General features: G+C 67.8%; 19 protein-coding genes. 9 read left to right on the forward strand and 10 right to left on the reverse strand.

Annotated features, from left to right (window positions below; all coding sequences use genetic code 11):
- The first annotated feature begins 138 nt into the window (after positions 1-138).
- From CJ177_RS40570 to CJ177_RS40580, 3 genes are read left to right on the forward strand one after another with little or no spacing between them, the layout of a single operon-like run.
- Positions 139-1,011 (forward strand): MetQ/NlpA family ABC transporter substrate-binding protein, encoded by an 873-nt coding sequence (locus CJ177_RS40570; RefSeq protein WP_095870356.1) that lies wholly within the window; start codon positions 139-141, stop codon positions 1,009-1,011.
- The gene (locus tag CJ177_RS40575) at positions 1,012-2,034 is read left to right on the forward strand and encodes a methionine ABC transporter ATP-binding protein (RefSeq protein ID WP_005252477.1); all 1,023 of its coding nucleotides are present in this window, start codon (positions 1,012-1,014) and stop codon (positions 2,032-2,034) included.
- Positions 2,031-2,693, forward strand: coding sequence for a methionine ABC transporter permease (locus tag CJ177_RS40580; RefSeq protein WP_095870357.1), 663 nt, complete (start codon positions 2,031-2,033; stop codon positions 2,691-2,693). The genes CJ177_RS40575 and CJ177_RS40580 overlap by 4 nt, the downstream gene beginning before the upstream one ends.
- A 39-nt stretch (positions 2,694-2,732) precedes the next feature.
- Here CJ177_RS40580 and CJ177_RS40585 read toward each other — a convergent pair whose 3' ends face one another.
- From CJ177_RS40585 to CJ177_RS40620, 8 genes are all read right to left on the reverse strand, one after another.
- Positions 2,733-3,557: an ABC transporter ATP-binding protein gene (locus CJ177_RS40585; RefSeq protein WP_257014923.1), complete on the reverse strand. Its 825-nt coding sequence runs from the start codon at positions 3,555-3,557 to the stop codon at positions 2,733-2,735.
- Positions 3,550-4,416: an ABC transporter ATP-binding protein gene (locus tag CJ177_RS40590; RefSeq protein ID WP_095870358.1), complete on the reverse strand. Its 867-nt coding sequence runs from the start codon at positions 4,414-4,416 to the stop codon at positions 3,550-3,552. Before CJ177_RS40590 ends, CJ177_RS40585 begins: the two co-directional genes overlap by 8 nt.
- Positions 4,406-5,263 (reverse strand): ABC transporter permease, encoded by an 858-nt coding sequence (locus tag CJ177_RS40595; RefSeq protein ID WP_005252469.1) that lies wholly within the window; start codon positions 5,261-5,263, stop codon positions 4,406-4,408. Before CJ177_RS40595 ends, CJ177_RS40590 begins: the two co-directional genes overlap by 11 nt.
- Before the next feature lie 6 nt (positions 5,264-5,269).
- Positions 5,270-6,295 (reverse strand): ABC transporter permease, encoded by a 1,026-nt coding sequence (locus CJ177_RS40600; protein WP_061044404.1) that lies wholly within the window; start codon positions 6,293-6,295, stop codon positions 5,270-5,272.
- A complete protein-coding gene (locus tag CJ177_RS40605) occupies positions 6,292-7,815 on the reverse strand; it encodes an ABC transporter substrate-binding protein (protein ID WP_025433059.1) in 1,524 nt (507 codons plus the stop codon). The genes CJ177_RS40600 and CJ177_RS40605 overlap by 4 nt, the downstream gene beginning before the upstream one ends.
- A gap of 33 nt (positions 7,816-7,848) precedes the next feature.
- Positions 7,849-9,240 (reverse strand): LLM class flavin-dependent oxidoreductase, encoded by a 1,392-nt coding sequence (locus tag CJ177_RS40610; protein ID WP_095870359.1) that lies wholly within the window; start codon positions 9,238-9,240, stop codon positions 7,849-7,851.
- Between the two features lie 150 nt (positions 9,241-9,390).
- A complete protein-coding gene (locus tag CJ177_RS40615; RefSeq protein WP_095870360.1) occupies positions 9,391-10,755 on the reverse strand; it encodes an aminotransferase class I/II-fold pyridoxal phosphate-dependent enzyme in 1,365 nt (454 codons plus the stop codon).
- A gap of 53 nt (positions 10,756-10,808) precedes the next feature.
- The gene (locus CJ177_RS40620; protein ID WP_061044402.1) at positions 10,809-11,507 is read right to left on the reverse strand and encodes an alpha/beta hydrolase; all 699 of its coding nucleotides are present in this window, start codon (positions 11,505-11,507) and stop codon (positions 10,809-10,811) included.
- A gap of 218 nt (positions 11,508-11,725) precedes the next feature.
- On the opposite strand from CJ177_RS40620, the gene CJ177_RS40625 reads away from it, so the two are divergent.
- From CJ177_RS40625 to CJ177_RS40635, 3 genes are all read left to right on the forward strand, one after another.
- On the forward strand, positions 11,726-13,024 hold the full coding sequence (locus CJ177_RS40625; RefSeq protein ID WP_061044401.1) for an O-acetylhomoserine aminocarboxypropyltransferase/cysteine synthase family protein: 1,299 nt from the start codon (positions 11,726-11,728) through the stop codon (positions 13,022-13,024).
- Between the two features lies 1 nt (position 13,025).
- Positions 13,026-14,096 (forward strand): LLM class flavin-dependent oxidoreductase, encoded by a 1,071-nt coding sequence (locus CJ177_RS40630; protein WP_061044400.1) that lies wholly within the window; start codon positions 13,026-13,028, stop codon positions 14,094-14,096.
- A 179-nt stretch (positions 14,097-14,275) separates the two neighbouring features.
- Positions 14,276-15,658: an FAD-dependent oxidoreductase gene (locus CJ177_RS40635; RefSeq protein WP_061044399.1), complete on the forward strand. Its 1,383-nt coding sequence runs from the start codon at positions 14,276-14,278 to the stop codon at positions 15,656-15,658.
- Here CJ177_RS40635 and CJ177_RS40640 read toward each other — a convergent pair.
- Positions 15,652-16,449 (reverse strand): SDR family NAD(P)-dependent oxidoreductase, encoded by a 798-nt coding sequence (locus CJ177_RS40640; protein WP_095870419.1) that lies wholly within the window; start codon positions 16,447-16,449, stop codon positions 15,652-15,654. The genes CJ177_RS40635 and CJ177_RS40640 overlap by 7 nt on opposite strands.
- 161 nt (positions 16,450-16,610) lie before the next feature.
- Positions 16,611-18,035: an aldehyde dehydrogenase family protein gene (locus CJ177_RS40645; RefSeq protein WP_095870361.1), complete on the reverse strand. Its 1,425-nt coding sequence runs from the start codon at positions 18,033-18,035 to the stop codon at positions 16,611-16,613.
- A 165-nt stretch (positions 18,036-18,200) separates the two neighbouring features.
- Between CJ177_RS40645 and CJ177_RS40650 the strand changes: the two genes are divergently transcribed.
- From CJ177_RS40650 to CJ177_RS40655, 3 genes are all read left to right on the forward strand, one after another.
- Positions 18,201-18,779 carry a DUF4232 domain-containing protein gene (locus CJ177_RS40650; RefSeq protein ID WP_061044397.1) on the forward strand — a complete coding sequence of 193 codons (579 nt, stop codon included), beginning with the start codon at positions 18,201-18,203 and terminating at the stop codon, positions 18,777-18,779.
- Between the two features lie 87 nt (positions 18,780-18,866).
- Positions 18,867-18,989 (forward strand): hypothetical protein, encoded by a 123-nt coding sequence (locus tag CJ177_RS48815; protein ID WP_257014924.1) that lies wholly within the window; start codon positions 18,867-18,869, stop codon positions 18,987-18,989.
- Between the two features lie 112 nt (positions 18,990-19,101).
- On the forward strand, positions 19,102-22,374 hold the full coding sequence (locus CJ177_RS40655; RefSeq protein ID WP_095870362.1) for an arabinosyltransferase domain-containing protein: 3,273 nt from the start codon (positions 19,102-19,104) through the stop codon (positions 22,372-22,374).

A 22,374-nucleotide genomic window follows, 5' to 3' on the forward strand; every position in this document is an offset into this window, starting at 1 on the left:
ATATTGCAGGGCAGGAACGGAAGTCGAGACACGCCCCTTCGAATCAGGGCGATCCAAACCATTCCGCGCGGCGCCCGGAGGCGCTAGCTTGCCAGTGGCCACACTCCGTGGTCATTCGATCGATCGTGGGGATTTTCCGTGAAGTTCAGCCGTTCTCTCGCCCTTGCCGCCGTTCCTCTCCTGGCGGCACTGACAGCGTGCTCCGGTGGATCCGGCGGCGCCGACGGCGACACGGTCCGGATCGGAACCACCGAGGCCGGCGACCGCTCGTGGGAGATCTTCGAGGACAAGGCGAAGGACGCGGGTATCACGCTCGACGTCGTGAACTTCTCCGACTACTCGCAGCCGAACGTCGCCCTGTCGCAGGGGCAGATCGACGCCAATCTCTTCCAGCACCTGCAGTTCCTCGGTGAGTACAACACCGGCGCCGACGACGACCTCACCCCGATCGGCGCCACCCAGATCGTGCCGCTCGGCCTGTACTCGCAGAAGCACCAGAGCCTGGTTGACATTCCGCAGGGCGGCGAGATCGCGATCCCCAACGACCCCAGCAACCAGGCTCGTGCCCTGTTCGTGCTGAACGGCGCCGGCCTGCTCACGCTGACCGGCGACAACCCGTCCCCCACGCCCGCCGACATCGACACGACTGCGTCCAAGGTGAAGGTGACCCCGGTCGACGCCGCGCAGACGGCGCTGTCGCTCGCATCCGTCGACGGCGCGATCGTCAACAACACGTTCCTCGAGCGTTCGGGCATCGACCCCGAATCCGCTCTCTACAAGGACGACCCGTCGAGCCCCGCCGCCGAGCCCTACATCAACACCTTCGTCACCCGCGCCGAGGACAAGGACAACGCGACGTACCTCGAACTCGTGAAGATCTGGCACGACCCCGAGATCCAGGCCGCCGTGAGCGAGGAGTCGAAGGGAACGTCGGTCGAGGTGGAACGCGACGGTGCCCAACTGCAGCAGATCCTGTCGCGGGTCGAAGAGGGAATTCGTTCGGCCAAGTAGATGACACCGATCGTCCGATTCGAATCCGTCACGAAAACCTTCCAGTCGGGAAAGAAGACGCTCACCGCTGTCGACGCCGTGGATCTCACCATCGAGAGAGGTGAGATCTTCGGGGTCATCGGCTACTCGGGCGCCGGGAAGAGCACGCTGGTTCGGCTGATCAACGGCCTGGAACGCCCGACGAGTGGGCGCGTCGTCGTCGACGACGTCGACATCACCGCGCTGTCGGAATCGAAACTCCGGCACGTGCGCGCGAAGATCGGGATGATCTTCCAGCAGTTCAACCTGTTCCGCTCGCGGACCGTCGCCGGGAATGTCGCGTACCCCCTCGTCGTGGCGGGGTGGCCGCGACAGAAGCGCCGCGAACGCGTCGCCGAACTGCTCGCGTTCGTGGGCCTCTCCGACAAGGCACGGGCCTACCCCGACCAGTTGTCCGGCGGGCAGAAGCAGCGGGTCGGGATCGCCCGCGCGCTCGCGACGTCGCCGGACCTGCTGCTCGCCGACGAGTCCACCAGCGCCCTGGACCCGGAGACCACGCAGGACGTGCTCCGCCTGCTCCGCAAGGTGAACCGGGAACTCGGGGTCACGATCGTGGTGATCACGCACGAGATGGACGTCGTCCGGTCCGTCGCGGATCGTGTCGCCGTCCTGGCGGAGGGTCGCGTCGTGGAGCTCGGCACGGTGTTCGACGTCTTCTCGGAACCACAGGCGCCGGCGTCGAAGAGCTTCGTGAGCACGATCCTGCGCAACCGCCCGGAGCCCGCCGACCTGGAACGGCTGCGGTCGCGTTTCGGCGGCCGGATCGTCACTGCCGACGTGCGGGACGGCAGCCGGATCGGCGACGTTCTCTCCGACGCGGGCGGGCACGGTGTGCGGTTCGAGATCGTCTACGGCGGCATCACCACCCTGCAGGACCGCTCGTTCGGCAGTCTCACGCTCGAGCTCGTCGGTCCGGACGACGGCGTCGACGACGTGATCCGCCGGTTGCGGACCGTCACCGACGTCGAGGAAGTACAGGCATGACCACGAACTGGGACAAGCTGCGCCCCGTACTGTTCGAATCCATCGGCACGACCATCTACATGGTGGTGATCACGCTGGTGGTCGGCGGGCTGATCGGGCTCGTGGTGGGAACGCTGCTGTACGCCACGCGGAAGGGCGGGATTCTCCAGAACACGGCGGCCTACACGGTGCTGAACATCCTGGTGAACATCGTCCGGCCGATTCCGTTCATCATCCTGCTCGCCGCACTGGGTCCCGTGACCCTCGCCGTGGTGGGCCGGACCATCGGAACCGAGGCCGCGATCTTCGTGATGATCATCGCGTCGTCGTTCGCCATCGCACGCATCGTGGAACAGAACCTGGTGACCGTCGACCCCGGCGTGATCGAGGCTGCCCGCGCGATGGGCGTGGGACCCCTGCGGATCATCGTCACCCTGCTGATCCCGGAAGCCCTGGGCCCGTTGATTCTCGGTTACACGTTCGTCCTCATCGGCATCGTCGACATGTCCGCGATGGCGGGGACGATCGGCGGCGGCGGCCTCGGCGACTTCGCCATCGTCTACGGGTATCAGCGCTTCAACTGGCAGGTGACCCTCGTCGCCACCCTCGTCATCATCCTGCTCGTCCAGGCCTCCCAGTTCTTCGGCAACTGGCTGGCACGAAAGGCGCTGCGCCGCTGACCCGTGAGTACTTGTCAACCGCCCGCGGTTGACAAGTACTCACGGGAGGCGGAGCCTCAGTTCGCGGCGCCGCTCCCGGGTCACCGCGCCGCCGCTCAACGTGGGAGCCGAACCGACGAGGAGCGCGGTGTACGGGTGCTGGGGGTCGGAGATCACCTGATGGGTGGGACCGTCCTCGACGATGTTGCCGCGGTACAGCACGACGATCCGGTCGACGAGGGCCGCGACCGCCCCCAGGTCGTGTGAGATGAACAGCTGAGCGAGTTGCCGCGAGTGCCCGAGTTCGGTGAGCAGTTTCAGGATCTGGATGCGGTTGACCGAGTCGAGGGCGCTGACCGGTTCGTCGAGCAGCAGCAGCGCCGGATCGAGGACGAGGGCCCTCGCGATCGCGATCCGCTGGCGCTGCCCACCCGACAGGTCGGCGGGAATCCGCGCCGCGATGTCGGCGTCGAGTCCGACACTGCTCAGTACCTCTGCCACTCGCGACTGGACGACGCCGCGGTCGAGTCCGCCCCGCACGAGCAGTCCCTCGGCGATCGACTCGCCCACCGGAATGTCCGGATCGAGGCTCAGCAGCGGATCCTGGAACACGTATTGCACGGTCCCGGTGCGGCGGTGGGCCCGGCGGTGCGCCGTGGACAGGTCGTCGACGCGCTGCCCGCGGATCTCGATCGATCCGGACGTCGGGGTGATCAGACCGAGAATCGTGCGGGCCAGTGTCGTTTTCCCGGAGCCGCTTTCACCGATCAGCCCCACCTTCTCGCCGGCATCGAGGGTCAGGTCGACGCCGTGCAGGATCTGCTTGCGGGCCCCACGGGGCCCCCGCTCCACCCGGACGTCGGTCATGCGCAGCAACTCAGACACGAGCCGCCTCCTTCCCGATGAACGACTCGAGCCCGTACTCCCGATGGTTCTCGACGAGTTGGCGGGTGTACTCATGCCGGGGGGCAGTGAGCAGGTCCTCCGCACGCCCGGACTCGACGACGGCGCCGTCCCGCATCACGATCACGCTGTCGCAGACCTGAGCCACCACGGCGAGGTCGTGCGAGACGAGGACGAGTGCGAGGCCCAGTTCGTCGCGCAGGTCCTCGAGGAGGTCGAGCACCTCGGCCTGAACGGTGACGTCCAAGGCGGTGGTCGCCTCGTCCGCGATCAGGAGTTCCGGTTCCGCGGACACCGCGATCGCGATGAGCACCCGCTGGAGCATGCCCCCGGACAGTTCGTGCGGGTACTGGCGGTACACGGTGTCGGCGTCGTTCAGCCCCATTTTCCGGAACAGTTCGACGCCGCGCCGCCGGGCGTCGGCGCGGGACAACCCGAGGGTCGACCGAAGTGCCTCGGCGAGTTGTTCACCGACCCGGATGGACGGGTTCAGATAGGACGCCGGGTCCTGGAACACCGCGGAGATGCGGGTTCCCCGCAATGGCCGCCAGTGTGTGCGACCGAGGTCGGTGAGTTCGATGCCGTCGAAATCGATCGAGCCGGCGGTGACGCCGAGTCCGCCGGGCAGGATTCCGAGAATGGCCCGGCAGGTCAGCGACTTGCCGCTGCCCGATTCGCCGACGATCCCGAGGGCTTCGCCGCGCGCGAGGGAGAAGTCGACGCCGTGGACCAGTTCGGTTCCGTCGTCGAGTGCGATGCGCAGATCGCTCACGGTGAGCACCGGCCGGTCGGGGCGCGTGGGTGCGGGTGCCGACGTGGCATCCAATGTGTCAGTGGACATCCGAGGTGACCTCCTGTTTCCTGCGGGCGCGTCGTCGGGGTTGGCCGGTCGCATCCCGCAGCGCGTCGGCGATGGCGTTGAGTGCCCAGACGGTCGCGACGATCAACAGGGCGGGCACGACGGGGCCGAACGGAACCTGGTAGAGGTACTGCAGTCCGCTGGCGAGGAGTCCGCCCCAGGTCGGGTCGGGTGGGACGACGCCGATCCCGAGGAACGTCAGCGAAGACACGATGACGAGGCTGGCTCCGGTCATCGCCGCGAACGTCACCCCCACCGCCGGCAGCACCTTGCGCACCGCGTGACGACGGATGATCCAGGAGGTGTCGGCCCCCATCAGTTCGGCCGCCTCGACGTACTGGGAGTTGGCCACGGTCAGCGCCGCGGCGCGAGTGACCCGGTAGAACGCGGGTGCGATGAGGATGCCGACCGCGAACATCGCCTGCGCGAGCCCGTTTCCGAGCAGCGCGGTCATCGCGACGGCGAACACGAGGAACGGCAGCGTGATGAGCGCGTCCATCAACCGGAGGGTGAACCATTCCACGCCGCGCCCGAGGTACACCGACAGGAATCCCGGGATCACGCCGAGGAGGAATCCGACGACGACGCATTGCAGTGCGGACAGCACCGACACGGTCGAACCCGCCAGCAGCCGGCTGAACACGTCCCGTCCGACGTTGTCCGTCCCGAGCCAGTGAGTTCCGCTCGGGCCCTGCAGGATTGCCGCCGTGTCCTGTTCGAGTGGGTCGAACGGCGCGAGGGCGGGCCCGAAGACCGCGAGCACCACGATCAGCCCGAGGACGACCGCCGCGGCGCGAGCGGAGTGATAGCGCAGGATTGCTGTGAGCATGGGATTTCAGTCTCTCCGCTTGGTTGCCGGCTGCAACGCGCTCTGGGCGATGTTGACGACGATGTTGCAGAACAGCACGAACACGATCGCCACGACGAGCGTTCCCTGGACGATGGGAACGTCTCCGCGCAACGCGGAGTCGGCGGCGAGGCGACCGAAGCCGGGCATGGAGAACATGGTCTCCATCACGACGGCGCCGCCGATGAGTGTGGGGATCTTCATACCCAGGATGGACAGCGCGGGACCGCTGCCGTTACGCAGTGTGTGCACGAACAGGATCCGGGACGGACTGATGCCCCGCACCACCGCGCCGGTGACGTAGTTCTGGTCCAGCTCCGCGACCAATCCGGTGCGGAGTTGTCGCGCGATGTCGGCGACGACGTCCATGCTCAACGCGATCGCGGGCATGATGATCAGCGACAGCCAGCGGCCGAAGTCCTCGTCCGGCGGGACGTACCCGGCCGACGGCAGCCAGTGCAACCCGACGCTGAGGACGAGGATCAGTCCGATCGAGATGACGAACGGCGGCAGCGTCGAGGCCACCGACGTGTAGGCGGTGATCAGCCGGTCGAGCAGGCTGCCCTTGTAGACGGCGGCGAGCACCCCGAGTCCGACACCGAGGACGAGTCCGATGACCAGAGCGACACCGGCGATCGAGGCGCTGACGGCGAGCCGCTCGCCGATCAACTCGCTGACCGGGATCTTGCTGAACCACGAGACGCCGAGGTCGCCGCTCAGCATGCTCGACATCCAGTCGACGTACTGCTGCCAGACCGGCTTGTCCAGCCCGAATTCGGCGTTGATGCGGGCGATCGTCTCCGGGGTCGCGGCGTCGCCGGCGATCCCGGCGGCCGGATTCAGCCCGCTGGCCGCTCCGAGCAGGAAGGTGATCAGGGTGGAGAACAGGAAGACCGGGACCACGATCAGCACGGTGCTCAGCACGACCCGCACCGCCGTGCCGAGCGCACCCGCCGGCACCGGGAGAGCGAATGTTCTCCCGGGGCCGGCGGCCTGGACGTCTGCGGTGGTCACGAGACCGTGACGCCTTCCCACCGCACCTGGGACGGCAGGATGTTGAGGTTCTTCAGGTCCGGGTTGGACACGATGATCCACGGATTGCTGAAGATGTAGTTCGTCGGCGACTGCTCGACACCGACCTTGACGGCCTGCCACAGCCGCGGCTTGTACTCCGGGTCCTCGAGGGGCGTGCGACGCACGGCGTCGAGCGCGGCAGTGAACTCCGGCGACGCGTGCGGGCCGCTGAGGTTCATGATGCCTTCCGGACCGTAGACGGCGAGCAGGTTCTGAACCGGGGATTCACGCCCGATGGTGCCGTCCGTCGCCAGCTGCGGATTCTTCGCGATGTAGACCTCGCTCTGCCACGTCGACGATCCCGGCGGAACCACCTTGATGGTGGACTCGACGCCGATCTTCTTCAGCTGCGACTGCACGAGCTCTGCCCGGTTGGTGGCCGCCGACTGCGCGGTGATCTCGATCGACAACTGTCCGGGACCGAAGCCCGCCTCGGTGAGGAGACGAGATGCCTTGTCGGGATCGTAGTTCCAGAGCTTCTCGATCTCGGGATTGAATGCGAGGTACCCGTCGGGGAACGGCTGGCTCGTCGTGCTGCCCAACCCGTTCGTGATGACGTCGACGAACGCCTGCCGGTCGAATGCGTAACGGAACGCCTCGACGACCTTCGGATTGTCGAACGGGGCCTTGTTCAGGTTGATGGAGACGTCGTTCGCGGCCAGCGACGGCTTCACGGTCACATCGAGACCGGCGGCCTCGGCTTCCTTGGATTGCAGGGCCGGTAGCGTCGCGAAGTCGATGGAACCGGACTGGACACCGGCGACGAGTGTCGCCGGGTCCGGGGCGACGCTGAGTTCGAAGTGGTCGATGTGGATGTTGTCGGCGTCCCAGTAGTTCGGGTTCTTCTCGAAGTACGCGTGGTCCTCGGCGACGAAGTCGGTGATCGTGAAGGGACCGGCGCCCACCGGCCACACACTGAGCTTCTGCGGGTCGGCGGCCGCGGTCGGGCTGGCGATGGCACCGGTACGCCCGGCGACCAGGTAGGGGATCTGGTAGTCGGCGTCGGCGAGGTGCAGCGTGACGTCGGTGGCGCTGTCGGCCGTGACCTCGGTGACGCCGGCGAGCTGATCGCGGAGGAACGAATCGTCCTGGGTCTTGCCGCGATCGAAGAACGCCTTGACCGCCGGGGCGTCGAGGGTGGTCCCGTCGGAGAAGGTGAGACCGTCACGCAGGGTGAAGGTCACGGCGGTGCCGTCGGCGTTGTACTTCCAGCTCTCGGCGAGTGACGGTTCGACGTTGCCCTCGGCGTCGAGCCGGGTCAGCGACGCGTACGCGAGGCTGATCGTGTTGATGTCGTTTCCTGTCCGGCTCGTCACCGGATCCCAGGAGGTGGGGAGGTTGAACGCCCACTTGACCTCGGCGCCGTCCGAGCTGCTGCCGCCGCCGCACGCGGTGGCAACGAACCCGACGATCACTCCGAGTATTACGGCGCCGACGATCCGCCGGCTCTTCTTGCTCACTGGGTGCTCCTGACCATGCAGAGGGGTGGTGATTCAGACGCTCGCGGACAGCGATGCGGTGGTGCCGGGCAGCGGGGCGGGGTCGATTCCCTCACGCCGCGCGCGGGTGTAACGGTTCTCCGCGAACGGCAGGCCGAGGTTGCCGCGCAACGTGTTCTGCTCGTAGTCCTCCCGGACGACCCCGCGCTCACGCAGGATCGGCAACACCTCATCGACGAAGCGCTGGAACTGTGCCGGGTGGCCGATGTGGATGTTGATGCCGTCGAGGGCGTGGCCGTCCAGCCAGCGCTGCAGTTCGTTCGCGACGGTCTCGGCGCTGCCCGTGAACGGTGACGTCTTCGGCGCGCTGAGCGCCTCGACCGTCTGCCGCAGTGTCAGCCCGCGGTCGGCGGCGAGGTCGGCGATCTTCTTCGCCTGCGTGTAGAAGCTGCGCTCCGCGTGCTGCAGTGCCTCGGCGGGGAACGGCGCGTCGAGGTCGTACTGCCGGAAGTCGTGCCAGCCGAAGGGCCGGCCCAGTTCCCGGAGGGACTTTCCGAAGTCGTTGTCCGCCAGCTGGGTTGCGCGTTCGATCTCGCGTGCGTCGGCGTCGGTGTCGCCCACGGTGACGGTGACTCCCGGCAGGACGACAATGTCCTCGGGAGCGCGCCCGTAGGCCGCGGCGCGGGTCTTGATGTCGGCGTAGAACGCGGCGCCCGCCTCGAAACTCGGCGCGTGCGTGAAGATCCCGTCGGCGATACGCGCACCGAGGTCGCGGCCCTGGTCGGAGTCGCCGGCCTGGAAGATCACCGGCTGCCCCTGCCGCGAGCGTTCGATGTTGAGCGGGCCCACCACCGAGAAGTGCTCGCCCCGGTGGTCGAGGGTGTGCAGCCTGTCCGGGTCGAGGAAGCGGCGGGCCTCCCGGTCGCGCGGAAACGCGTCGTCCTCGTAGGAGTCCCACAGAGCCTTGACGACCTCGACGTGTTCGAGGGCCCGGCCGTAGCGGGTGGCGTAGTCGTAATGCTCCTCGAGGCCGTAGTTTCCGGCGGTACCCGAGTCGCCGCTGGTGACCACGTTCCAGCCGGCACGGCCGCGGCTGATCAGGTCGAGGGACGCGAACCGTCGCGCGAGGTTGAACGGCTGGTTGAACGACGTGGTCAGCGTGCCGACGAGTCCGATGTGTTCGGTGGCGACCGCGAGCGCGGACAGCAGCGTCAGCGGCTCGAGCCGGTTCAGGTAGTGCGGGGGCGAGTCCGGGGTGATGAACTGGCTGTCGACGATGAACACGAGGTCGAACCGCGCCTGCTCGGCCAGCCGCGCGTACCGGATGTACCAGTCGATGTCGACGCTCGCGTCGGCGGGAATCTCCGGGTCCAGCCAGGTGTACGGGTGCCCGGGCCCACCCGTGGGGGTGAGGACAGCTCCCAATTTCAGTTGCCGTCTCGTCATGTTCTCGCTCCTTTGTCGTCCGCCTGAAGGCACCTGCCTCGGCACGCCGCGTTGAAGTGTATGGAGCAAACAGACGCGTGCAGAGTATTAAATTCTCGATGTTTCAAAACATATTTCGTATGTCCCGCAGGGCTGTCGAACAAAGTCCGATCAGTCGAAGAACTCCCGTGACGACTCCGCGACGGCCACCGCGACGACGTCGGCGAGTTGCCCGATCAGGTCCGGGTCGTCGGGCAACTGGGTGGCAGACAGGCGTAGGAGTTGACGTGCGGGCGCCCGCACGAACGAGCGGGAACCGGCCCCCACGGAGATGCCCTGCCGCGCCAACGCGACGAGGGCCGCGGTCTCGTCCGACACCGTCACCCACACGACCAGACTGTGCGGGCCCGCGAAAGCCTCGATGCCACGGTCGATCAGGGCCCCCAGCAGCGCCGTGCGCCTGGCGGCGTACCGCTCGTGCGCCGCCGTGACCGCCTGCTCGGCGTCGGCGCTGACGATCAGGTGGGCGAGGGTGTTCTGCAGGATCCGGCTGTTCGAGCCGACTCCGTGACTGCGCACCTTCATGGCCTTCTCGATCAGTTCGCGGGACCCTCCCAGAACGGAGGTCCGCACGTCGATCCCGTAGGCCTTGCAGTAGCTGCGGATCCGGACGACACGCTGCGGCAGGACAGATCCCAGCGAGGGCGGCTGCTGCGGTTCGAGCGGTCCGATCGAGTCGTCCTCGACGACCCACACCGCCGGATGCCGTCGCAGCACCTCGGCGAGTTCACTCGTGCGCCTCGCACTGACCGCATGGTCGACGGCGAACGGCGCACCGGGCTGGAACACGAAGGCCACCGCACCGGCGGTCAGGGCCGCGTCCAGAGCGTCCGGCCGGGGGCCGTCGCGATCGGCGCCGACGCCGACCGCATCCAGCCCCAGGTCGCGGAGGGTGTCGAGAACCCCCGGGCCCAGGGGCTCGTCGACGGCCACCATCGAACCGGGTGGGGCGGCCGCCTCCACGGCCAGCAACAACGCCTCGGTGCCACCGCCCGCCGTGGCCCAGGCCTCCGGTTCGAACGGCCAACCCGGGGCGACGGCATTCCGCAACCGCTCGGTCATCAGTTCCCGGCCGAACACATTCAGCGTCTCGGCATCCAGGCTGGACAACAAAGCGTCGGACAGGGACGGCTGCAGCGCCAGGTCGGGTGCATTCTGCGCCAGGTCGACGCCACGCCAGTCCGGTATGCCGCGCTCGGGCACGCTGTCGAGCGGCGGAAGAACGACGGTGCCGCCGCGGCGGCGGGTCTGCACGAACCCCTGTTCCTGCAGCCGGCCCCAGGCGGTGACGATCGCACCGACACTGAGATCGGTCGATTTCGCGAGTGCGCGGACGGTCGGCAGGCGATCGCCGGGGCTGAGCTCACCCGACCTGATGAGGTCGGCGACGGCATCGGCCAGTTCCGCGGTGCGGCCGTCGATCTTGTCGAGCAACCACTCCGGAGCAATCGCCTCCGACTCCAGCACCGCTGACATCCACACCCCTTCGATCGACAACCACTACCGGCCCCGCGCCGCGCGGGTCACGGTCATTGCGCGAGTGCCCCGGCCGGTTCGCGAAGGACGATGTCGGGCGTACCGGGCAGGCGGAGGCGCTCGAGGAACTGCACGATCTCGGCGGCGACCGACCGGTGGGACACGTCGTTGAGGATGTCGTGCCGCCCCTCGTGGACGACGACGATCCGGGCGTCGGGCAACGCGGACGTGACGGCCAGGACGCCGGCGGCCGGACTGAGGGCGTCGGCGCCTCCGTGCACGACGAGGACGGGAACCTGCACGTGGGTCAGCGAATCCGCCGTGGCCACCGGCGTCTCCGCGTCGAGCGTTCCCCGCTCGAGAGCGTCGGCCGAGGACAGGACCCCTCGGTGCACGGGACACGCGGAACGGATCTCGAGTTCGCCGTCCCACTCTCCGGTGAAGGCGTCGGCGCCCGCGACGAGAAGACCGGCGGCCACCACCCCGGACACGGCCGGATGCGTCGCGGCGAGGTCGAGGGCGGTCAGGGCGCCACTGTCCGACCCGATGACGGTGAGTGGGAGCTCGGTCTCGGCATCGGCGATCACCCGAGCAGTCACCGCAGGATCGTTCTCCACCACCGCGACACGGTAACCGTCGAAGGCGATCCGGCGGGCGAACCGGCGGTACACGTGAGCATGCTCACCGCGGCCGGCAACGACGATCACCGAGCCACGCACAGTCGCTTCGGGTTCCAGCCAGTCGATGTCCACTGATTACCTCATTCGGGGGTTGTTCGCAGGAATGACTGCGTCACCCTGACCCACACGCGCGAGGTCGAACAAGACTAAAGCTCGAGCAGAACAAAACGCGTGCCTTCGCGCCGCGCTTCGTGTTTTGTTCCGAACATATTCGTTTTGCTCTGCCATTCACCCGCTTTGCCATTCACCCAGGCCCCATCAGAAGTACCGACGAAGGGACAGGCACACCGATGCCCGAGACCACAGGGTTCGCGACCCGGCAGGTCCGCACCGGCTATCAACCCGGAACGCCGCAGAACACCGCGATCCCCCCGATCTACCAATCGGTTGCCTACGATTTCGGCAGCTTCGAACAGGCACGGGACATCTTCTCCCTCCGGCGGAAGGGAAACCTGTACAGCCGCACCGGGAATCCCACCCAGGCCGTGTTCGAGCAGCGCCTCGCCGATCTCGACGGTGGAGTCGCCGCCCTGGCCACGGCATCCGGGCAGTCCGCTGTCGCGGTCGCACTCCTCACCCTCGCCAAGTCCGGACAGCACATCGTCGCGGCCCGGCAGCTGTACGGGGGAACCGTCGATCTCCTCACCGACACCTTCGCGGACTTCGGGATCGAGGTCACGCTCGTCGATCAGGACGACCTCGACGCCTGGCGTGCAGCCGCGCGCCCCGAGACAAGGGCCTTCTTCGCCGAGACGATCGGCAACCCCGTCGCCTCCGTGCTCGACGTCCGGGCGGTGGCCGACATCGCGCACCAGGCGGGGGTCCCGCTGATCGTCGACAACACGATCGCCACCCCGTATCTGCTCCGCCCGAAGGACTTCGGCGCCGACATCACCGTCTACTCGGCCACCAAGTTCATCGGCGGGCACGGCAGTTCGCTGGGTGGTGTGATCGTGGACCTCGGCACGTTCGACTTCGGCGCGGAACCGCAGCGGTGGACCCAGTTCACCGAGCCCTACCCGCGCATCGGCGACCTCGTGCTGTGGGAGGAGTTCGGCCGCGAGCGGAGCGCCTACCTGGTCTACGCGAAGACGAAGATCGTCCACGATCTCGGTCCCGCACTGTCCCCGTTCAATTCGTTCCAGCTGCTTCAGGGGTTGGAGACGCTGGACCTGCGACTGGAACGGCAAGTCGGCTCGGCACTGGCGATCGCACAATTTCTCGACGGTCATCCCGCGGTCGCCAAGGTCAACTACCCCGGACTGCCGGACAACCGGTGGCACGACGCCGCCCAGCGGTACCTGCCGCGCGGCGCCGGCTCGGTCTTCTCCTTCGATCTCGCCGTCGACGACTCGAAAGTGGCGAAGTTCATCGACTCGCTGCAACTGTTCGCCATCGTCGCCAACATCGGCGACGCCCGTTCGCTGGTAGTGCACCCCGCCACCACCACGCACAGCCATCTCGGCGACACGCAACTCCGCGACGCCGGATTCGGCTACCGCACCGTCCGATTGTCGATCGGACTGGAAAACCTGGAAGACCTCGTCGACGATCTGCGTGCTTCGCTCGACGCCATCACGGAGGAATGACATGCACTTCGGCTACTGGACGCCCATCTACGGCGGCTTCCTGCGCAACCTCGGCGACGAAGGGATGCCCGCCACCTGGGACTACGTCAAGAAGCTCTCACAGCTCGCGGATCGTCTCGGATACCACACCACCCTCGTGCCCGAGCTCTATCTCAACGACCGCAAGGGCGTCGACGCGCCCAGCCTCGAGGCGTGGTCGCTGTCGTCGGCGATCCTCGCGGTCACCGAACAGCTCCGGGTGATGACGGCGGTGCGACCCGGATTCCACCTGCCGGCAGTCACCGCGAAGGAATCGGCGACGATCACCGACATCGCCGGAACAACCGATGCCGGTGCGGCACGGTTCGCGCTCAACGTCGTCGCCGCGTGGTGGGAGGAGGAAGCCCGGCAATACGGCGGCGCCTTCACCCGGCACGACGACCGATACCGGCAAGCCGGCGAATTCGTCGACGTTCTCCGTGGGCTCTGGGAGCACACCCCGTTCACCTACCAGGGCGAGCACTTCAGCGTGCGCGACTCGATCCTGTCACCGAAGCCCGGAATCCATCCCCCGGTCTTCGCCGGCGGTGAGAGCGAGAGCGGCCGCGAATCGATCGCGACCTTCGCCGACTCGTACGTGCTGCACGGCGGCACCGTCGACGAGGTGCGCGCGAAGATCGCGGACATGAACGCCCGGTCGCAGCGAATCCACCAGCGGGACATGGTCGAATTCGGCATGTCCACGTACATCATCGTGCGCGACACCGAAGCCGAGGCCCGCGCCGAACTCGAACGCATCACCACCGTCGATCCGCACTCGCCCGGGTACGCCTCGTTCGAGGAGTTCGTGAAGAACTCCGAACTCGACGTCGAGCTGTCCAAGCGCGAATACTCCGTCGGCACGCGTGGACTGCGGCCCGACCTCGTCGGCACACCGGAACAGGTCGCCGAGAAGATCCGCGCCTACCAGGATGCCGGTCTCACCCTGCTGCTCATCCAGTGCTCCCCCGCGCACGAGGAACTCGAGCGCATCGCCGAGCAGGTCTTCCCGCTCGTCCCCAACCGTGAGTACTTGTCAACCACGGGCGGTTGACAAGTACTCACGGGCGGGACGCCCTTGACCGCACTACTCGCCGCGAGTAAGGATGAATATGTTCTGTGCGCGGCGATTTCATTCCCGGAGAGAGGAATTCACACCCCCAGGACCAATCGCGGCGCACCCGTTACCTACGGCCGCACGAGGGCCGCGCGCGCAGCGCGAGGGGATTTGCCATGCCAGACATCGAGGTCGACTATTGCGTCGTAGGCGCCGGATTCGCCGGACTGACGGCGGCACTGCGCTTGAAACAGGCCGGCCAATCGGTCGCGCTGCTGGAGGCGCGTGACCGGATCGGCGGGCGGACCTTCACCGTGGTCCGCGAGGACGGTTCGTGGATCGATCGGGGCGGCGCGTGGATCGGGCCGGGACAGGACCGGATCTACGCCCTGATGGACGAATTCGGCGTCAAGAGTTACAAGCAGTACACCGACGGCGACGCGATGATGGTCGTCGACGGCAAGCAGTACCGGTACAAGGGCACGATTCCCCTGACGATGAGTCCCTGGGCGGCCGCGAATCTCGGCGCCGTGTTCGTCGAACTCGGCGAGATGTGCAAGACGATCCCGCTCGAGGCGCCGTGGGAGGCGAAGAAGGCAGCGAAGTGGGACGCGATCAGCCTCGCCAAATGGCTGGGCGACAACACGCTGTCCAAGCCGGCCCACGACCTTCTCGAGACCGCCATCGCCGGCTGCTACACGTCCGCGGCGTCCGAGGTGTCGATGCTGTTCGTCCTGTACCAGATGGCGTCCGGCGGCGGTCCGAGTTTCGTTCTCGGTGTGAAGGACGCGGCCGAAGACGCGCGGCCGGTCGGCGGAATGGGTGCCGTCTACCGCCCGATGGCAGCCGAGATCGGCGACGCACTCCATCTGTCACAACCCGTCCGGGACATCGCGCAGGACGGCGACGGCGTCACTGTCCGATCCGCGGATATGTCGGTGCGGGCCCGGAGGGCGATCGTCGCGGTCCCCCTCGCGATCGCGAGCCAGATCCTCTACGAGCCGCTCCTGCCGATGGATCGGTCCTTCCTGCACCAGAGGATGCCGAGCGGTGCGGTCATGAAGATCGCCGTCCTCTACGACGAACCCTTCTGGCGCGCGGACGGATTGTCCGGGCAGTCCGCGGCACCCGACTCCCCCGCGACCGTCACCATCGACGCGAGCACGGACACGGGGCGTCCCGGTGTTCTGTGCGTGATCGTCGAGGGACCGATCGCCCGCACGCTGGGGACGCTGCCGGAAGCGGAACGCAAGAACCAGGTGCTCGCCGAGTTGACCGCGAGGTTCGGAGCCAAAGCCGCCTCCCCCGTCGACTACATCGAGCAGAACTGGAGCGTCGAGCGGTACTCCGGCGGCGGCATGCTCAGCCACGCGCCGACGGGAGTGCTCACCCAGTTCGGCCACGCCCTCCGCGAGCCGTGCGGTCGCATTCACTGGGCAGGCACGGAGAGTTCGTCCGTGATGTGCGGCTGGGTCGACGGAGCCATCCGGTCGGGGGAGCGCGCCGCCCGGGAAGTCACCGAACGGGACGGCGTGCTGTCACCCGCCCGCGCTCAGTAATAGACGGCGCCCGGAGCACCCCCGCCGACGGCAACCGCATCGCCGGTGATCCCGACGCTGCGCGGTGACGCCAGGAACGTGACGACGTCCGCGACCTCGCTCGCGTCGATCAACCGGTGGATCGAGTTGGTGGCCAGCCGCGACTCCAACTCGGCGACCGGAACACCTTCGTCCTCGGACTGCTTGCCCAACCGGTCGACGAGTCGTTCCGTCCGCGTCAGTCCCGGATGCACCACCGTCACGTTGATTCCGTGCGGCCCGAGTTCGTCGGCGAGGTTCTTCGTCAGCGCCGACACACCGACGTTCCGCACGGTCTGCGCGATGGAGTTGGCCTGGCGTGCACCGAGCCCGCTGATATTGATGATCCGTCCCCACCCCTGCTCCACGAGGTGCGGTGCCACCGCGCGGGCGGTCCGCAGATAGCCGAGCACCTTGATCTCGAGTTCACCGCGCACCACGTCGTCGGTGGTGGACGCGAAGTCGCTCGGCTTGCCCGCGCTCCACGGTGTGGCCGCGGCGTTCACGAGAATGTCGACGCCGCCGAATTCGTCCACCGTTCGCTGCACGAGGGCGCGCACCGAATTGTCGTCGCCGGTGTCGGTGGGTACCCCGATCACCCGCCGCCCGGTCTCCTGCGACAGCGTCTTCGCCGCCAGTTCCAGCGCCTCGACACCCCTGGCCGCGAGCACCACGTCGACCCCCTCCGACGCGAGGCTGCGCGCGATCGCGAAACCGATTCCGCGGCTGCCGCCGGTGACGACGGCCCGCTTGCCGCCCAGACCGAGATCCATGTCGTTCTCCTCATCTCCGCTGTCCACCCCTCGGTTCGAGGGTAGGACCACGACGGTCGGGAGTCACGGATTCAGTTCAGCGTGAGGCCAATTGCGCTCCGCACCCGTGCGTGGTTAGCGAGTCCAGAGACTCGTCAACCACGCACGGGCGGCGAAGCCGCCTACCGCTGGATCGACTTGATCTCGAGGAACTCCTCGAAGCCGAGGACGCCGGCCTCGCGGCCGATGCCCGACTGCTTGTACCCGCCGAACGGGGCGTTGGTGTTGAACCTCCCGCCGTTCACCTCTACCTGGCCGGCGCGCAACTGCCGCGCGACGCGGTCGGCGCGGTCCTGGTCACCGGACCAGACGCCGGCGGCGAGTCCGTACTCCGTTGCGTTGGCGATCCGCACCGCGTCGTCCTCGTCCTGGTACCCGATGATCGACAGGACGGGGCCGAAGATCTCCTCCTTGGCGATGGTCATGTCCTCGGTGACGCCGGAGAACACGGTGGGTCCGACGAAGTAACCGGATTCCTGGCCGGTCTCCCGGCCGTCGAGTACGGCCTGTGCGCCTTCCGCGATGCCCTGTTCGATGTAGCCGCGCACCCGCTTCAGCTGGTTCGAGTTCACCAGCGGCCCGAGCACCGACGTGGCGGCCGTCGGATCGCCGACGGAGTAGTTCTGCGCGACCTGCGCCGCGATGGCGGCGGCCTCGTCCACCTTGTCCGCGGGGACCAGCATCCGGGTCAGCGCCGAGCAGGTCTGACCGGAGTTGAGGAAACACTTGGCCACTCCGTCGGTGACAGCCTTCGTCAGGTCGGCGTCGTCGAGGATGACGTTGGCCGACTTGCCGCCGAGCTCGAGTGCCACCTTCTTCACCGTCTCGGCCGCGACCACCGCGACCCTCTTTCCCGCGCGGGTGGAGCCGGTGAACGAGACCATGTCCACCTCGGGATGGCCGGCGATCGCCTCGCCCACGACGGGCCCGAATCCGCTGACAAGGTTGAACACGCCTGCCGGCAGACCGATTTCGTCGAAGATGTCGGTGAGAGCGTACGTGGCGAGCGGTGCCACCTCGGTCGGCTTGAGCACGACGGTGCATCCCGCGGCCAGAGCACCGCCGACCTTGAGCACCACCTGGTGGAGCGGGAAATTCCACGGGGTGATCGCCCCGACCACACCGATCGGCTCGCGCACGATCAGCGAGTTGCCCACCTCGTGGGCGTCGAAGTCGTAGGTGGCGGCCAGTTCGGCGAAGGCGGCGAGGTTCGCGAGCGGCATGCCGATCTGGATGGGCTTCGCGAATCCCAGCGGCATGCCCATGTCGCGGGACACGAGGGCGGTGAAGTCGTCGAGGCGCTCCTGGATCAGGGCAGCGGCCTTCTGGAGGTACTCGCCACGTTCCTTGCCGCTGAGCGCGGACCATGCGGGGAAGGCTGCTCGCGCGGCCTTCGCGGCGCGATCGACGTCATCGGCGGTGCCCTCGGCGACTACCGCGATGACGTCCTCGGTGGCCGGATTCACCACGTCGATCCGGCCCGTTCCCTGCGAATCGATCCAGGATCCGTCGATGTAGATCTTGGTCCGGTCCAGAACTTCGCTCATCGATCAGCCTCCAGTGAAAGTGTTGCGGATCCCCCTGCGCCCCGCAGCTTACGACCGGAATCCTCCCGCAAGGGGCGAATGCGATCTCCCCGAACCACACACCGGGACGGCACCGATCGCGGACCATCGACGTACGGCAGCACATCGGCGAAGAGGAGCGATCAGATGCGCACGCAGTCACCGGCACGCACCCTTCTCGGCGTACTCGGAATCGCCGCCGTGCTCACCGCCTCGGCGTGCGGCTCGACGGACGAGACGGGGACCGCCGAACCCTCACGTGACATCACCTTCACGAGATCCGCGCCGACCGAGACGACCGCACCGCACCCCGACCGCTGCCTGATCGGCGAACTGCAGGTGACGCTCGGACAGGCGAGTGGGGCCGCCGGATCTCAGGAGATCCCGCTCGTCTTCACCAACACCGGCACCCGCGGCTGCGTCCTCCACGGATACCCGGGGGTCTCGTACGTCGCCGCCCCGGACGGTCCGCAGGTGGGTGCCGCGGCCGATCGGGACGGTGGCACCGAGACTCCGGTGACGGTCGCCCCGGGCGCACGGGCCACCGCAGCGGTGCGTGCCACGGTGGTGCAGAACTATCCCGCCGAGACGTGTGGCCCCACTCCGGTCGCGGGATTCCGGGTGTACCCACCCGACGACACCGGGTCGGTATTCCTCCCCTACCCCACCACCGGCTGTTCGCAGACCGGCGTGAAACAGCTGTCGGTGCAGCCCGTGACCGGGTGACCTGGTTCACCCGCCCCGGGTGAATCGGCTCACCCTGCCCTCGACCTACCGTCGGGCTACCGACTCGCGTAGAAGGAAGGCAGAGGCATGTTCGAGATCATCCGCGAAGTGCATTCCGAAGTTCGGCACCGCCGTGGTCCGCGGCATCACCACCATCTCCTCACCCGAGCGGAGCGCCGGTCGCGGATCCTGAAGCACTTCCACATGTGATCAGCCGGGGCGGCCGACCCTCCGACCAGGCCTGTTCTTTGCCTTCGCTAACAATTGGCACGGATGGGTACTATCCGACGTCGTGACTGACAGCAGGCTGGAATCGGCGAAAGTGTCCAGAGACGACTCGGACGAGTCGCCGATCGAAACCCCGCCCCAGTCGTCTCCCCTCGGTCAGTCGATCCGCTCCGCCCGCCTTCTCGCGATCGTCGCCTCCGTCTTCGGAGTGCTGCTCACGTTGTCGCTCCCGTTCCTTCCGGTCGAGCAGGACAGCGCGACCCTCACTTGGCCGCAGAACGGCAGCACCGGAAGCGTCGAGGCACCGCTCGTTTCCTACGCGCCGCTGAGCCTCGACGTGCAGATCCCCTGTTCGGCGGTCGGTGAACTCGCCGACCGCGGCGGGATCCTGACCTCCACCGCCCCCGCGGGCGCCGCCGACGCCGGGAAGTACGGACTGGTCGCCAGGGTGAATCCCGCGACCCCGGACAGTCCCGCCGGCGTCGAGGTGCTGTTGCGGAACAAGGTGCTCCTGTCGTCGCCGCTGGACCAGCTACCCGCAGACTGCGCGCTCGTGGTCTCGTCGGATTCCACGCGGACCACCGCCGGTTTCGTCGGGGCGGGCCAGGACGCACCGACCGTCGTCGACGGCGACCTCCGCCCGCAGATGGTGGGCATCTTCAGCGACCTCGACGGTGCGGTGCCCGACGGACTGCAGGTGACGGCGCAGATCGACAGCCGCTTCTCGTCGACGCCGTCGACCCTCAAGTTCGTCGCCATGGTGGTGGGCGCGCTCGCGACGATTCTGGCGCTGGTGGCGCTGCACCGTCTCGACAACGTGGACGGACGCCGGGCACGACGATTCCTGCCCACCCGCTGGTGGTCGTTCGGGGCCGTCGACGCCGTCGTCATCGGCACGCTGGTGCTGTGGCACTTCATCGGCGCCTCCACCTCCGACGACGGCTATCAGTTCAACATGGCCCGCACGTCCGAGGCGGCGGGCTACATGGCCAACTACTTCCGCTGGTACGGCGTCCCGGAGGCGCCGTTCGGGTCTCCGTATTACGACGTCCTCGCGGTGCTGGCGAACATCACACCGGCGAGCCCGTTCGTGCGTCTGCCCGCGCTGCTCGCCGGCATCGTCGCCTGGCTGGTGATCAGCCGTGAAGTCGCACCGCGACTCGGCGCCGCGGTCCGGGGCAACCGGCTCGCGCTGTGGACCGGCGGACTGGTGTTCCTCGCGTTCTGGCTCCCGTACAACAACGGTCTGCGGCCCGAGCCGATCGTCGCGGTGGGCGTGCTGCTCACGTGGTGCTCGGTGGAACGTGCCGTCGCGACCCGGCGACTGCTGCCTGCCGCGGTGGCGATTCTGGTCGGTGCGGCCACGCTGACCGCGGGCCCGTCCGGGTTGATCTGTTTCGGTGCCCTGGTCGCGGGCGCCCGGCCGATCCTGCAGATCGTGATCGCGCGGGCCAAGACAGTCGGATACATCGCCTTGCTGGCACCGCTCGTCGCGTCGGGGACCGTGATCCTGGTGGCGGTGTTCGCCGACCAGACCCTCGCCGCCGTCATGGAGATGCAGCACGTTCACGCGATCGGCCCCAACGTCCCCTGGTTCGACGAATACCTCCGCTACCAGTACCTGCTGAACATCTCCGTCGACGGTTCGCTGTCGCGCCGGTTCGGCGTGTTCGTGATGGTGCTGAGCCTGGCCGTGACGGTCCTCGTGATGCTCCGCAAGGGCGGCCGGATTCCCGGGACGGCGGCCGGACCGTCGCGGCGGCTCATCGGCATCACGCTCGCCGCGATGGGGCTGATGATGTTCACGCCCACCAAGTGGACGCACCACTTCGGCATCTACGCCGGCCTCGCGGGGTCGCTCGCCGTCCTGGCGTCCGTGGCGGTGAGCACCGCCGTGGTGCGCTCGCCACGCAACCGCGCGCTGTTCGCGGCCGCCGTGCTGTTCCTGCTCGCGATGTGCTTCACCAGCACCAACGGGTGGTGGTACGTGTCCAGCTACAGCGTCCCGTGGTGGGACAAGCCGGTGTCGATCGCCGGCCTCGGCGCAGGCACCATCCTGCTCGGCGCCACGCTGGTGATGCTGCTGATCGCGGCGTGGTGCTACTTCCGCGAGCCCTACACCCGGACCGAATCCGTGCGGCGACGCCGGTTGTGGGCGATCCCGCCGTTGACGGTGGCGGCCGCCGCGATGGTGCTGTTCGAGGCGCTGTCGATGGCGAAGGGTGCGGTCGCGCAATACCCCGCGTTCTCCCTCGCCCGTTCCAACGTCGATGCCGTCACCGGTGCACCGTGCGGTCTCGCCAACGACGTCCTGCTCGAAACCGATCCGAACGCGTCGCTGCTGCAACCACTGTCGGGTGACGCCGCGACCGCCCTCGCGGGCACCGGCACCGTCGGCTTCACGCCGAACGGCGTCGCCGGCGACCTCAGTGCCGACGAGGAATCGTCGGATGCGGGCGTCGCCAACTCCGTCAAGACCGACAACACCGAGCAGACGGCGTCGAGCAACGCCGCGGGCACCGGCGGCGGCGCCGGCGCGGTGGGTGTCAACGGCAGCGCCGTGGCCCTGCCGTTCGGCCTCGACCCCGACCGCACGCCCGTCCTCGGCAGCGACGGCAGCGACGGCGACGCGTCACTGACCTCCGGCTGGTACCGGTTGCCGAATCCCGACTCGGACGCCGGGGCGGGTGACATCATCTCCATCGCCGCAGCGGGCCGCATCCACTCCGTCGACGCGGACGGCGTCGTCACCTACAGCCAGAACCTCGAGGTGGAGTACGGCACCGCGCAACCGGACGGCGGGGTCGCGGTGGCGGGACGCGTGACGCCGATCGATATCGGCCCGGCTCCGTCCTGGCGGAATCTGCGCGTCCCGCTCGATTCCCTGCCGGACGATACGAACGTCATCCGACTCGTGGCGTCGGATTCGGACAGTGATCCGCAGCAGTGGCTGGCGGTGACACCGCCGCGTGTTCCGCGGACGCAGACACTGAACGACGTGATCGGATCCGACGCACCCGTGATGATCGACTGGGCTGTGGGACTGGCATTTCCGTGCCAGCGACCGTTCGACCACCGCACGGGTGTCGCGGAGGCGCCCGAATACCGGATCCTCCCCGACCGTCCCGGCGCGATCATGACCAGCCTGTGGCAGGACCGGTACGGCGGAGGCCCCCTGGGCTGGATCGAGATGACCCGGGCGAGCCGAACCATACCGTCGTATCTGCGGGACGACTGGGACCGTGACTGGGGCGGAGTGGAGCAGTACTCCCCGCTCGACCCCGACGCGAGGACCGCGGCGATCGACACCACCCGGATTCAGCGTTCGGGCATGTGGAACCCGGCGCCGATCATCACGGCCTACTGA

Origin of the sequence: Rhodococcus sp. ACPA1, from assembly GCF_002300195.1 — a bacterium.
In the GTDB taxonomy this organism is placed as follows: domain Bacteria; phylum Actinomycetota; class Actinomycetes; order Mycobacteriales; family Mycobacteriaceae; genus Rhodococcus_F; species Rhodococcus_F opacus.

Coding starts and splice junctions, on each gene's coding strand:
- CJ177_RS40575 (WP_005252477.1), top strand. CDS start 1,012: ATGACACCGATCGTCCGATTCGAATCCGTCACGAAAACCTTCCAGTCG.
- CJ177_RS40580 (WP_095870357.1), top strand. CDS start 2,031: ATGACCACGAACTGGGACAAGCTGCGCCCCGTACTGTTCGAATCCATC.
- CJ177_RS40590 (WP_095870358.1), bottom strand. CDS start 4,416: ATGTCCACTGACACATTGGATGCCACGTCGGCACCCGCACCCACGCGC.
- CJ177_RS40595 (WP_005252469.1), bottom strand. CDS start 5,263: ATGCTCACAGCAATCCTGCGCTATCACTCCGCTCGCGCCGCGGCGGTC.
- CJ177_RS40610 (WP_095870359.1), bottom strand. CDS start 9,240: ATGACGAGACGGCAACTGAAATTGGGAGCTGTCCTCACCCCCACGGGT.
- CJ177_RS40615 (WP_095870360.1), bottom strand. CDS start 10,755: ATGTCAGCGGTGCTGGAGTCGGAGGCGATTGCTCCGGAGTGGTTGCTC.
- CJ177_RS40625 (WP_061044401.1), top strand. CDS start 11,726: ATGCCCGAGACCACAGGGTTCGCGACCCGGCAGGTCCGCACCGGCTAT.
- CJ177_RS40630 (WP_061044400.1), top strand. CDS start 13,026: ATGCACTTCGGCTACTGGACGCCCATCTACGGCGGCTTCCTGCGCAAC.
- CJ177_RS40635 (WP_061044399.1), top strand. CDS start 14,276: ATGCCAGACATCGAGGTCGACTATTGCGTCGTAGGCGCCGGATTCGCC.
- CJ177_RS40640 (WP_095870419.1), bottom strand. CDS start 16,449: ATGGATCTCGGTCTGGGCGGCAAGCGGGCCGTCGTCACCGGCGGCAGC.
- CJ177_RS40645 (WP_095870361.1), bottom strand. CDS start 18,035: ATGAGCGAAGTTCTGGACCGGACCAAGATCTACATCGACGGATCCTGG.
- CJ177_RS40650 (WP_061044397.1), top strand. CDS start 18,201: ATGCGCACGCAGTCACCGGCACGCACCCTTCTCGGCGTACTCGGAATC.
- CJ177_RS48815 (WP_257014924.1), top strand. CDS start 18,867: ATGTTCGAGATCATCCGCGAAGTGCATTCCGAAGTTCGGCACCGCCGT.